The organism is Saccharicrinis sp. 156, assembly GCF_050589685.1.
In the GTDB taxonomy this organism is placed as follows: Bacteria; Bacteroidota; Bacteroidia; order Bacteroidales; family Marinilabiliaceae; genus Saccharicrinis.
The window spans coordinates 60,231-73,665 of the sequence record NZ_JBNGOS010000018.1 but is presented as its reverse complement, the minus strand read 5'-3'; the positions used below and the strand labels follow the sequence as shown (position 1 = coordinate 73,665).

Genomic DNA, 13,435 nt, shown 5'->3' with positions numbered 1-13,435 from the left:
AACTACGACAAGTAAGTATCGAGATAATAATTAAAAAGCCAGATGAACAATAAGATCCATCTGGCTTTTCTTTGTCGCTTATGCCGTATAATAAAGTTTACCGAATATTTATCACTACTGCCCGTGTTTCAAAGCCATTTGCTTTAGCCTTTACTGTTACATTACCTTTTGTTTTATTCGATTGAACAATCGCCAAACACCTACCTTTATTGGTTACAATAGTGTTCGATTGAAAATCCTGAATATTATCGTCGGCTCCGGTATCCACACCTAATAATCGCACATCTCCCTCAATTTCAAAATCTACCTTTACATTTTCTGTTTTTATTGCACGTCCTTCTGCATCCACCAACTGAACAACTAAATGCGCTACGTCGTAGGCATCGGCCTGCAAGTTAGTTTTGTCGGCAGTTAATGTTATGCCAACAGGCTCAGAAGTCGTATGAAGTTCTGCAATAATCTCTTCTCCGTCAAAACCGGCTTTTGCCGTTAGTGTACCTTCTTCAAACGGAACGGTCCAACGATATATGCGGTCAGGGCACTCGGACATACTCTTGCGCCCCAAGGTGCGACCATTTATTAATAGCTCAACAATAGAATGGTTAGAACAAACTTCCACCATTACCTTTTCCCCCTTTTTGTAATTCCAATGCATTCTTGAATCCCTCCAACGGTACGATCCATTGTTATTAGGAAGCTGTTGTGCCGAGAACCCCGAAATTTTAAATCCCGACTCCTTTAATGGCAGGGTGCCAATAGAAATATGTGGCTTATTGATCCATATACTCTTAAAATAGTTCCATCCCTGAACTTTAAAACCTGCGATATCCAACAGATCGGACCATCCACTTTTCGAAGGCCAGTCGCCATGACGCTCTCCGATATAACCAATACCCGTCCACATAAAATTACTGAATACCCCCGGGTTTTCCAGCACTTGTTTCCAATCGTCCCAGGTACCCGGATTTTCGTTAATAGTAACCTGCTTATTCGGAAAGTGCTTTTGAGCCCAGGCGATATCCTTGTTCCTGTAGCTAAAACCTACTACGTCCACAGCATCGGCATATCCGCTGACCATACTGGTTTGCGGCACCACTAAATTAGCCGTGGTTGTTCGACTTGGATCCAGCTCTTTTACCCACTTATTGAGTCTCTCGGCTGTTTCGGTCAAAATATATTCTCCCTTTTCCGATTCATCGTAACGTTTCTTCATTTCTTCCGGGGAAAACATTGGTTCGCTTCCCCAGTATGCACCTGAGTTCTGCGGATCGTTTGGATCTTTCCAAAAACCGGTAACATAGCGATAGTGTAAATAAGTCCACTCAATCTCGTTGCCTATGCTCCACATAAATACACTGGGGTGATTACGGTCGCGAAGTACCTGACGCGTCAAATCGCTCTTGGCCCATTTCTGAAAATGCTCCACATAACCTCGGGTTATATAGTCGTCGTGACGATCGTGGTAGTTCTGACGTTTATCTTTGGCATAATCAAATTCATCGAAGATTTCATTTTGCACCAAAAAACCCATTTCATCACATAAATCCAAAAACTCCTTAGAATATGGATTATGCGCGGTACGGATGGCATTAACGCCACACGCTTTGAGTTCTTTCAGCCGGCGAACCCACACTCCCCGGGGAACGGCTGCCCCAACCAATCCTCCATCGTGGTGAAGACAAACCCCTTTCACATCTGTAAATTTTCCATTTAGGAAGAAACCTTTCTTCGCTTCGAAACGAACATTTCTGATTCCGAATGGGGTGTCATATTCATCTACAACAGCACCATCTTTTATCACTTTGGTAATGGCTTTATACATGTAAGGTGTTTCCGGTGACCACAGGGCAGGATTTTTTACCACGAAATTTTGAATGAAAGCATTTTTGTTGCTTCCTTTTAGGCTGCAATCCGTATTGGCACTGGCAACAGCGGCACCACTTGCATCCACCAACGAGGTGGAAAGAATAAATGCGCTTTCTTTATCCAAATCGTTTTCAACGGTCACCTCCAGCCTTACCGTTGCTTTATCGGCTGCCACTTCCGGCGTAGTTAAGTAAGTACCCCAAACAGGAATGTGCAGTTTATCCAGGGCCAATAACTTTACATGACGATAGATGCCGCTTCCTGTGTACCAACGGCTATCGGCATAACGTGAATGATCAACATGTACTGTAAGTACATTATCTTTTCCATCGGTAGTTAGGTGGTCGGTTAAATCGAAATATACCGGGGAGTAACCGTAAGGATTTTCTCCAAGACGCTTTCCATTCAACCAAAAAGTGGCGTTGTTATACACACCATCAAATAAAACAAAGGTGCTTTTCTCATCCTTATGGCCGGGAGTGGCAAAATGTTTTTGATAAACCCCCACCCCTCCGGGCAGATAACCGGTACAGCCTTCAAGTGTTGAATCAAAGGAGGCTTCCACACTCCAATCGTGCGGCAAACGCACCTCTCTCCAATCCGCATCGGCCATTGGAATCTGGGAAGGTATAGCAGTATCGTTTTGTAAGGCGAACTTCCACCCAAAATTAAAGTCTGTTTCTCTCTCGAATTTGTTGTGTTGATTCTGGCAAGCCATAAAAGCAACTGTTAGAACCAAAAACAAGTAGTGTAGTTTTTTCATTCTGTCTTGATTTAAAAATATTCAATGTTGTTATGAATACAAGTATAGGCAAATCAAGGGTTTCAATTAACCTGAGCTGTTGAATAAAAACACGACAGGCCTATTTTTGCACCCAACATAAACTAGACATAAACCACAAAAAAATAAACTATATTGATTTTTAGACCTAAGGGTAGGCGTTTTGAAAGATTTCCTTATCAAACACCCCTCGCATTTAATAAAGCCGTGCAATTGTGATTAATCCCGCAATATGCATTAGAAATTCTATTACGAACACAATTTACCGTGATAAAAGATAAATGCTGAATTTATAGTTCTCGAAATAGATCACTATTACTGCGAACTAAAAATTTACGCTTCATTTTTTCTCTATGCATTTTGCGTTCCCATCACGAAAACTTAGAAATTAATCTGGTTAAACTAATTTAACAGCCAAAGTAGTTTTCTTATTATCATTTTCTTCTGGCCAATATGTCCTCGGTAACCCGAATAGAGTCCTGTACCAACGAATACACCCTAAAAAAACCTCTGCCATCGTTGCTCACATTGGTAGGGACATTTGCTGGCGGCCCACTAAACAATGGCACCTGTATCCCTGTTTCTTCATCCACAGCCAGTAAAAAATCGTAGTAATCCTTGTTGATGCTCTGCATCTCCAGTTTTACCCAATCACCTTCCTTCAGGAAATTACCGGTTAGGTCGCCGTCATTATCTTCCTCTACAACGCTCTGTACCCATACGCCATTCACATCATTCCCGTTAAAAAACTTATCGTCGGCATACTCTATTTCCGATAATTGAGGTGTGATCAGTTCATTATTCAAATAAGCCGTAAAAGCATAGTACTCTTTTGTTTCTTCAGGTTCCTGAGTAAACAAGAGTATTTGCCATTGCTTTTGCCCTTGCGTGGTGGTCCAATCCAGAAATATAGAATCAATTGGGGCAATGGGGTTCATCGCGTTACTGGCCTCATATTCTTCTGTAACACCATCATTGTTCACATCCACATTTGAAATATTCAGGGTGTAAGTTTTGCCATAAACCCCAATGTAATATCTGGGAATTACATAAGTCCCCTGCACCCCTGAAAGCTCGCTTAAGGTAATTTCGTTTTGCCCATCCGTTAAAGTAACCACAGCCCCTGATACCGGCGGGCTCGGCTTATCGCGTTGAAACTCGGAAGTAATCGACAGTTTAACAAAGTGCTCCTGCGCCTGATCGGTAAAAAAACCATCTACCACCAACTGCGGCCTATCCGTTTTAAAATCCATCTCAATTTCTTCGGTACAGGACCCAAGCATGGATATTACCAGGAATATAACTGTAAGATAAAGTATCTTGCTCATGACTTAAAATTTGAAGTTATAGGTAACAGATGGAACATATTGAAAAAGATAGGTTTTCTGCGCCTTGATTTCATAAGGGTTGTCATCATCCTGCTCATAGTAAATAGACCAGGCGTTTTTACGCCCATATACGTTGTACAGAGAGAAATTCCATTCCCCCTGCCATTTTCTGTTCTTTTTGTTTTTGGCTTTAAGCGTATACGAAATATCCATCCGGTGATAATCGGGCATATTTTCTTCGTTTCGTGACGAATAAATGGGGATAATATCGCCCCCCACAAACATTCTACCTGTTGGTGCTGTCATTGGAGAACCGCTGGTATATATCCAGTTCATCCCCAGGTGACCCCGTTTACCTACCTTTCGGTTAAGCACAACCGAGATATCATGGTTTCGGCTATATGGTGAAAGATATTTGTTGCCTTCGTTTATTTCCGGAATCTCCCTCCACGACCTACTCCAGGTATAGCCAATCCAACCATTATACTTTTCCTTTTTTACCTTTACCAACAGCTCGGCTCCATAAGCCCATGACTTACCAATCCTTAATTCTCCTTCCATTTTTTCGTTCAGGAGCAAGTCCGGATGATCCTTAAAATCGATGGTATTTTGCATGTCCTTATAAAAGAGCTCAACCGATGTTTCAATAGTATTGCCCGACAGGTTTTTAAAATACCCTACCGAGAACTGATCACTTATCTGCGGCTCAATGTTTGGTGACGACATAAACCAAACGTCCAGCGGGGTTCCGGAAGTGGAATTACTGGCCAGGTGCAGGTATTGACGGGTGCGGGCATAGCTTCCTTTTAACGAAGTAACGTGATTGAGCATATACGACAATCCAAACCGCGGCTCCAATCCCCAGTAACTGTTATAAACATCGCCTGATTCGTATTCTTTTTTGTCGATCTCCTCGTAGTTTTCGTCAAATGCATAGACGGTACCACGACCAATATTCTGCAAGCCTGAAAATCGCAATCCGTATCTTAAGCCCCATCGCCCTATACTCTGCGAATTGCCGATGTACAAAGCATGTTCCAGCGCATTGGCATCCGGAACTTCAATTCTGTTCATCAAGGCATTATCTCCTGTTCCCATGGCCGTTGCCGGTTCCATCCCATGATAAATGCTCTGCCCCCCGAAACTAAGGGTATTGTTGGGATTCAGATAATAGTTAAAATCAATCTTCAAACTATAATCGGTCAGTTTACTGTCCCACCTAAAACCGGAAGTCTCGTCATTGGCTTCCAGGTGATAATCGTAGTTGCTGTTTACCAGCGTAATATTCGAAAACAACTTAGGGTTGTAAACGTGGTTCCACCTAAGTGTAAAAGTTTGGTTACCGTAATCGATACTGGAGCGTGTTTCTTTGAATACATCGCGCCCGGTGTAAAAGCTCAGATACACCCGATTATTGTTGTTGATCACATGTTTTATCTTGGCATTGATATCGTAAAAAAATATCTTGTTGTCCCTATTGTCCTCGTTTCCGAACAATGGCAAAAACATATCGGCATAAGTACGTCGTGCGCTTAAAATAACCGATGTTTTATCTTTAACAACAGGCCCTTGAAGCGTTAACCTGGATGAAATGACACCAATACCTCCGTTGCCTTCCCAATATTTATTATTGCCATCGTTCATCCGCACATCCACCAACGAAGACAAACGTCCGCCATACCGTGCAGGAATATCTCCTTTGTAAAGTTGCACATCCTTGATGGCATCGTTATTAAAAACCGAGAAAAACCCTAACATATGACCTGCATTGTAAACAATAGCTTCATCCAGCAATATCAGGTTTTGATCGGGATTACCTCCCCGCACACTAAAACCGCTCGAGCCTTCACTGGTTGCCTGAACCCCGGGCATCAACTGCAGCACTTTTATTACATCTACCTCGCCCATCAAGGCAGGTACCGCCCTTATATCTTTGTTTTGCAATTTCTGAACACTCATTTGCGGATCGCGCACATGGGCATCGGCCTTTTTTGAGGTCACCACCACTTCTTCAATGGTCTCCGTATCTGCAAAAAGCTCGATATCTAAGGTGGTATTACCGGTTATTTCTATGGTCTTGGCAACCGCTTTATATCCCAGATATATAAATTCAACTTCATATGTTCCGGCAGATACGCTAAACGAGTAAAAACCGTAAAGATTAGATACGGTACCCGTTTTCAGGTTTTTGAAATATACGGTGGCCGCAATCAGCAACTCACCAGTGGCTCCATCTTTTATATGTCCGCTCAACACAACCAAGTCTTTGTCGGTAGGCGATTCGTTATCACCCCTTGCTTTATTCTCAAAAAGAAATGTGATACCTATTAAGAGGATAAGTATTTTTATAGTGTCCATCTTTTCTCTGGTTCAAAAGATTAAATTCAATTATCAGTTTTATTACGGTTCAACGACAACTAAAAATAAAGATGGTTGCAAATTAGTTTAAATTAATTGGGATTGCTTTTATTTTCAAAAAACTACCCCAAATCTAAATCCCGACTCATTAATTCTTTTTCGGTTATTATCCAGACCAAATCCCAACAAGGCATGGAATTTTGTATAAGGATTTACAAAAACTCCTAACCCATTATTAAAATCATATTTTGCTCCCAATCCAAATAAAGCACCAATACCACCTTGCGAATCAATTGGACTATTATCGCTTATATCCATTCCTAATAGCATACCTCCATTTACATAAAAGTACTTTAAAAAAATGGCTCTTAGGGCAACAGGAACATGAATTAAAGACATTTCTCTTCGAGAGTTATATACTTTCCCGGGCATTGGAGCATTACTAACAGAAATCTTGTGTTCAGAATAATCTATTCCAGTTTCTAAATCCAACCAATTGCTTAAAGGCTTAAGGTAGCTAATTCCTATAGTAAAAAACCCATCCCCATCGTAGCTAGGTCCACCTATTAATGCGTCACCCGAAACAACATTGTCTCCTAAGGAAGAGTAGATGAAACCGATCTGGGACTTTCTTGATTTTGTTATAGCCTCTTGAGCTTGCAACGCAAAGCCTACAAATAATAGCGCTAGAAGAATGATTGTCTTCATGATTATGGAAAATTTGATGATTTGTTATGTCGTAGACGCAGAATAATTATAAAGGTTGCTTGATTCTTACAACTTAAACTATACATGCCATTCTTACAACTCTCCTCCTCTTAAAAAACGTTGTGTAATGTAGCTATTTACGGTTCTTTATTAGTAAAAACAATACCTCACCCCTATCATACTTCTTAAGTTTGTTTCACCATCAGTATAAAATAAAGGTGCGGCTTCTATTAAAAATGATACTTTCTTAAATCCCTGAAACGGAAAAACCTCGACAGAACCAGGAAAGACAAATCCAAAATCGGAATCGTATTTGGTGAATGGCTCTATCAAAAAACCCATGCCTACTGAAAATCGGTGATATTCTTTTTCTTCGAACCTTAAAAAGCAATCCAACTCTGCGGTAATATCTTCAAACTCCCTGTTGGTTCCGATCTTTATTTCCCCCGTTAAATCGTTGGTTTTAATCTTCGTAAGATAGGTGTGAAATGATAAGTTGTGAAAGGAGTAATAAGTGATTCCGTACTGACCATAGATGCTGGTTCCAAATAGCAATATAACAGCAGTTATAAACACTTTAGTTGATGAGTTCATGGTTTTAAAAGTTTGGTTCGATTAAAAATTTTGGTTCAAGTTAATTATCAACAATTTACTTAAGCTCGAAATTTAAGGCTATTTTTTTAATTAGTCAATTACTTACATAACCTTTACCAAAGTTTTAAACTTTGGTAAAGGTTATTAATATACATCAAATTTTAAGTCATCTACCCATATAATAGCGGTAATCTATCGTAAACTTACGGCGTCAGCGAGTACCTGCGCCGATTCCATTAACCTGATCATTTCGGCCCGATATCCTTCTTTATCCTCCGAACGGGAAGCTTTGGCCCACTTTATTATATCATCATAGTTTACGTTTTCAATGTAGTCGGAATTGCGGAGTTTCATTCCCCAGGCAGCAACCGAAGCCGTAAATTTAAAATCGGAACTAGATTTTTGGTACGAAAGCACTTTGTTTTTAACGGTTTCAACCAACAGCGTACTTTTTGGGGCATCGGGTTGCTTATAGCGCAACTTTAAGGTGAGCAATTCATCGGAATATGTATTATTTCCCTGGATTTCCTTTTTCTTAGAGGCCTGATACTTCAAGGCATCCACACCGGGCACATAATCCTTGATATCCTCCGCTCCTAAAGGAATAATCTCGTATAACGCAGTCACTGTGTGGCCTGCTCCGATTTCGCCAGCATCTTTCTTGTCGTCGTTAAAGTCCTCTTTGTTTAACAAGCGGTTTTCGTAACCAATTAAACGATAGCCTGCCACATGCATTGGGTTGAATTCAAGTTGAAATTTCACATCCTTGGCAATCGTATACAAAGTACCGCCAAACTCTTCTACCAATGCTTTACGGGCTTCCTGAATATTATCGATATAAAAATAATTTCCGTTTCCTTTATCGGCAATAATCTCCATTTTACTGTCTTTATAATTGCCCATTCCAAATCCGGCAACCGTTATAAATATTCCATTATCACGCTCACCTTCAATCAGTTTTTCCATTTCGGAGTTACTGCTCACGCCTACGTTAAAATCACCATCGGTCGTCAGAATTATTCTGTTGTTGCTCTCTTCCAATAAATTTTTGTGCGCCATTTTGTAAGCCAGTTTAAGTCCGGCTCCACCTGCCGTTGAGCCACCTGCATTTAATTTATCCAGTGCTTCAATAATCTTTCTTTTTTCGTTACCGGATGTTGGCTCCAAAACTACGCCTGCAGCTCCGGCATAAACCACTATCGACACCTTATCTTCGTCTCTGAGTTCGTTGACCAACATTTTGAGGGCGGATTTTAACAATGGCAATTTATTGGCCGCCCGCATGGAGCCGGACACATCCAATAAAAATACCAGGTTCGAAGGTGGTAGGTTTTCTTTCTCCATGCGCTTGCCCTGAAGTGCCACTTTCATTAGGTAGTGCTGCTCGTTCCAAGGACACGCAGCAACTTCTTGATGAATGGCAAATGGGTGATTATCTTTAGGGCCGGCATAGTTGTAGTTAAAGTAGTTGATCATCTCCTCAATACGCACCGCATCGACTGGCGGCAACGAACCTTGATTAATAAACCTGCGTACATTTGAATATGATGCCCGGTCCACATCTACCGAGAAAGTAGAAAGCGGTTCTGCCTTGGGATCCAAAAATTTATTTTCGTTAAACGAGGCATAATCCTCGGTTGAAACCGGATATGGTTGCGGAGGGAGACAATAAGCTGTTTTGCTCTTCGATACAGAAGAATATCCTCTTATCCTAATCGCTTGTCCGCTTTCTCTTGATTCATTCACACTAACACCAGCAACCCTGCCGCTTAAGGCACCTGTTATATCTTTTTTGCTCTGTTTACCAAATCCAACCACTGCCACTTCATCCATTGAAACCATATCAGCTTTTAAAACAACCTCAAGTTTATCTTTTCCTTTAACGGCTATTTCCTGTGTTTGACACCCAATAAACATAAAACTTACAATCGCATTCTCGCTTCTTACCGATAAAGTAAACTCACCATCCATATTAGTGGTGGTTCCATTTGTTGTGCCCTTTTCAACAATTGAAACGCCAGGTAAGGGAGTTTTAGTTTCATCGTACACAATACCTGAAATCACTTTTGCTGCGTGCGCCCCTATAAACAGGCCCAAAAAACCGAATAATAATAACGTTGTCTTCATAACTTAATATTTTAAAAGTTTGTTCTGTATGAAGGATGCCCACGTTCATATTATTCCATAAAAAAAACCGATCTAATTTTCATCAGACCGGTTTTTAATATCTTTAACTAAGGTTTATTCTATCTTTCAGAAACTGACGCATACCCTTTGATAATTCCTCTTTGCGAGTTTTTCACGAACAAAACAATTTCGTCGCGCTCTTTGGAGGCTGGTAATTCAGCCTCAATTTTATCTATGGCATCCGAGTTGTTCAATCCGCTTTGGTACAGAACCCGATAAATATTCTGGATTCCTGTAATTTGTTCATTGGTGTAGCTCCTTCTTCGCAATCCGATAGAGTTGATACCACCATATGACATTTTGGTGTTACCCACTTTTACGTAAGGAGGCACATCCTTGCTTAACAAGGCACCACCCTGTATCATTACGTGCGCCCCAATATGAACAAACTGATGCACGGCTGAAGAACCGCCCACAATGGCATAGTCATCTATTCGAACTTCCCCTGCCACCTGGGTGGCATTGGCTATTATCACATTATTTCCAACTATAACATCGTGGGCAATGTGTACATACGCCATTAACAAACAATTACTTCCTACCACGGTCTTTCCCCTTGAAGCGGTTCCCCGGTTAACGGTAACACATTCTCTAATGGTAGTATTGTCGCCAATAATAGCTACAGAATCTTCACCGGCAAATTTCAAGTCCTGAGGAATTGCTGAAATAACCGCTCCCGGAAATATATTACAGTTTTTACCAATTCTTGCCCCCTCTAAAATAGTAACGTTGGAACCAATTCTGGTTCCTTCCTCAATGACCACGTTTTTGTCGATGGTAACAAAGGGTTCAATTACCACGTTAGGCGCTATTTTTGCCTCAGGGTGGATGTATGCCAATGGTTGTTTCATGTGTTTCGTTTTACTTTTCTCCAACTGTTCGCGCTCCAACTGAGCTGTTGGTTTCTCTCCTAATTCAATAATGTCGTTCATATTTAGGTTTTAGTACCTAAGTTTTATACGCTTTCCCAATTTTTCCAGCTGCGAAAATAATCGAAGAATCCTAATAAAAAAAATAATAAGCTATTAATTGCCCGTAATGCTTAACGAATTGATATATACTTGATTTAAATACGGAAATAACGGGAATCGACTTTTCTATCATTCCAGTACCTTAGCTCTTTCAAACTTTGTTGCGTGCTACATTGGCCATAAATTCACCTTCCGCAACCACCGAATCACCGACAAACGCGGTACCTTTCATATTAGCCACACCCCGTCTCATCGGTGTTAGCAATACCAGTTTAAAAATAACCGTATCGCCCGGCACCACTTTCTTACGAAACTTAATGTTATCCAGCTTCATGAAATAGGTGGAATAATTTTCAGGATCCTCTACTTGGTTTAACACAAATATTCCTCCGCACTGCGCCATAGCTTCTACCAACAATACACCCGGCATAACGGGTTCTGTTGGAAAATGCCCTTGAAAAAATGGTTCGTTCAACGTCACATTTTTAACTCCCACCACAAAATCTTCCTGTATGTCGATGATCTTATCCACTAGCAAGAATGGATAGCGATGTGGTAACATACTGGTTATTTTATTGATATCGCAAATAGGTTCTTTGTTGGGATCGTAATGGGGCACTTCCGGTTTGTTGGCTTGCTTCCTGATTTCGGTGCGAATTAGTTTGGCAAATTCCACATTGGACTGATGTCCCGGACGGGTGGCTATGATCTTACCCTTGATGGGTAAGCCCGCCAAACACAAATCCCCGATCACATCCAGCAGTTTGTGGCGGGCAGGTTCGTTATGATGTTCCAGCTCCAGGTTATTTAAGATCCCTATGGGTTTAACCTCCACTCTGGGTTGATGAAATAAGTCAGCCAACCGATCCAGTTCCTCTTGTGTTACATCTCTATCTATAATTACAATTGCATTTTTAAGATCACCTCCTTTAATCAGGTTATGTTGCATTAGCATTTCAACCTCGTGCAGAAAAACAAAAGTACGGCAGGCACTAACCTCTTCCTCAAAATCTTTTAACGAAGATAGCGACGCGAACTGGCTTCCCAGAAACACTGAGTTATCAAATGAAATCATGGTGTCGATATTAAAAGAATCATCAGGCATGGCAACCAGCTTGATGCCCTTTTCTTTATCTTCGAAAACCATTTTTTCTTTCACCACAAAATATTTTCTTTCCGCTTGTTGGGGTTGAATTCCTACCTCTTTGATAGCTGCCACAAAATGTTTTGCGCTACCATCCAATATAGGAATCTCAGGTCCGTCGACCTCTATCAAACAGTTATCTACCCCTAAACCGCGCAATGCCGCTAAACAATGCTCAATCGTACTTACCGAGGCATCTTTCTTTTGCAGTACCGTCCCTCTTTGTGTATAAGTAACGTTCTCGGCATATGCATCTATGATGGGTTTATCTTCAAGATCGGTTCTTTTAAACTTAAACCCGTGATTTTCAGGCGCAGGGTTAAGCACCATAGTTACCATTGCTCCTGTATGCAACCCCGTACCTTTAAGGGTAGCTTTATTTGCCAGTGTATTCTGATTTTCTACCATATTAAAAATTTCATCGCCAAACAACTACTCGTATTTGAATAGTTTATTCTTCGCCTTTTAATTTTTTTATTTCTTGTTTTAGCTCGCGTACCTCCTTCACCAGATCCGGAAGGCCTTTTAAGGCTACCCAGGACCGCGCAAAAGCTTTGGCCTCAAAAGCCGGCGTACCTCTGAGTACCGCACCTTCTTCTTTTACGTTACCGGCAATACCGGTATAAGCACCCATCTTAACTCCATCAGCCACTTTCAAATGTCCCACAACGCCCGAGTGTCCGCCAAACATACAGTTTTTTCCAATTACCGTTGAACCCGCCACCCCCGACATTGCGGCAATTACCGTATTCTCGCCCACTTCTACATTATGTGCAATTTGAACAAAGTTATCCAACTTAACACCTTTCTTCAAAACGGTTGAGCCTATCGTAGCCCTATCTAAAGCTGTATTTGCTCCAATTTCACAATCATCCTCCAGCACCACATTTCCAAGCTGAGGAATCTTGGTGAATTCACCATCCGCTTGAGGTGCAAAACCAAATCCATCTGAACCCACAACCGATCCTGCATGCAAAATACAGTTATTACCAACTACACATTCGTGATATATTTTAGCTCCAGGATATAAAATACAATTATCACCTACTGTAACATTGTCGCCTATATACACATTGGGATAAATACTCACATTGTTACCAATTTTTGCATTATCTCCTATATAAGCAAAAGCACCTACGTATGGGAAATCTCCCAAGGTAGCGGATTCTGAAATAAACGATGGTTCTTCGATACCCGTATTACGCGGCTTCATTTCAGCATACATCTGCATTAACCTGGCAACAGAAGTATATGCATCCTCCACTTTAATCATGGTGGCTTGCACCTCCCTTTCTGGTATAAAAGAGTTGTTTACCAAAACCACGGAGGCTTTGGTATCATATATGTACTTTGTATATTTTGGGTTGGCTAAGAAGGAAATGGTTCCGGGTTTACCATCTTCGATCTTCGAAACGTTACAAATCGTAACTTCCGGGTTTCCAACAACTTTCCCGTTAATTAATTCTGCAATTTGCTTAGCTGAGAATTCCATTTTAAA

9 protein-coding genes are annotated in these 13,435 nt (G+C 41.0%); all 9 read right to left on the bottom strand.

Going from position 1 to position 13,435, the window contains the following annotated elements; genetic code table 11:
* Nucleotides 1-97: 97 nt before the first annotated feature.
* The 9 genes from ACRD64_RS12795 to lpxD all read right to left on the bottom strand — a co-directional run bounded on the left by ACRD64_RS12795 (nucleotide 98) and on the right by lpxD (nucleotide 13,429).
* Nucleotides 98-2,629, bottom strand: coding sequence for a glycoside hydrolase family 2 TIM barrel-domain containing protein (locus ACRD64_RS12795; protein WP_430933770.1), 2,532 nt, complete (start codon nucleotides 2,627-2,629; stop codon nucleotides 98-100).
* A 452-nt stretch (nucleotides 2,630-3,081) separates the two neighbouring features.
* Nucleotides 3,082-3,975, bottom strand: a complete 894-nt coding sequence (locus tag ACRD64_RS12790) for a DUF4249 family protein (protein ID WP_430933769.1) — start codon at nucleotides 3,973-3,975, stop codon at nucleotides 3,082-3,084.
* A gap of 3 nt (nucleotides 3,976-3,978) precedes the next feature.
* Complete coding sequence (locus tag ACRD64_RS12785) at nucleotides 3,979-6,333, bottom strand: TonB-dependent receptor (protein ID WP_430933768.1); 2,355 nt, start codon at nucleotides 6,331-6,333, stop codon at nucleotides 3,979-3,981.
* A 114-nt stretch (nucleotides 6,334-6,447) separates the two neighbouring features.
* On the bottom strand, nucleotides 6,448-7,041 hold the full coding sequence (locus ACRD64_RS12780; RefSeq protein ID WP_430933767.1) for a hypothetical protein: 594 nt from the start codon (nucleotides 7,039-7,041) through the stop codon (nucleotides 6,448-6,450).
* Between the two features lie 150 nt (nucleotides 7,042-7,191).
* Entirely contained in the window at nucleotides 7,192-7,635 is a 444-nt protein-coding gene (locus ACRD64_RS12775; protein ID WP_430933766.1) for a hypothetical protein, read from the bottom strand.
* Nucleotides 7,636-7,827: 192 nt separating this feature from the next.
* Entirely contained in the window at nucleotides 7,828-9,762 is a 1,935-nt protein-coding gene (locus ACRD64_RS12770; protein WP_430933765.1) for a YfbK domain-containing protein, read from the bottom strand.
* Nucleotides 9,763-9,881: 119 nt separating this feature from the next.
* The gene (lpxA, locus tag ACRD64_RS12765) at nucleotides 9,882-10,673 is read right to left on the bottom strand and encodes an acyl-ACP--UDP-N-acetylglucosamine O-acyltransferase (RefSeq protein WP_430933826.1); all 792 of its coding nucleotides are present in this window, start codon (nucleotides 10,671-10,673) and stop codon (nucleotides 9,882-9,884) included.
* A gap of 271 nt (nucleotides 10,674-10,944) precedes the next feature.
* Nucleotides 10,945-12,345, bottom strand: a complete 1,401-nt coding sequence (locus ACRD64_RS12760) for a bifunctional UDP-3-O-[3-hydroxymyristoyl] N-acetylglucosamine deacetylase/3-hydroxyacyl-ACP dehydratase (RefSeq protein WP_430933764.1) — start codon at nucleotides 12,343-12,345, stop codon at nucleotides 10,945-10,947.
* 43 nt (nucleotides 12,346-12,388) lie between these two features.
* A complete protein-coding gene (gene lpxD, locus ACRD64_RS12755) occupies nucleotides 12,389-13,429 on the bottom strand; it encodes a UDP-3-O-(3-hydroxymyristoyl)glucosamine N-acyltransferase (RefSeq protein ID WP_430933763.1) in 1,041 nt (346 codons plus the stop codon).
* Nucleotides 13,430-13,435: the final 6 nt, after the last annotated feature.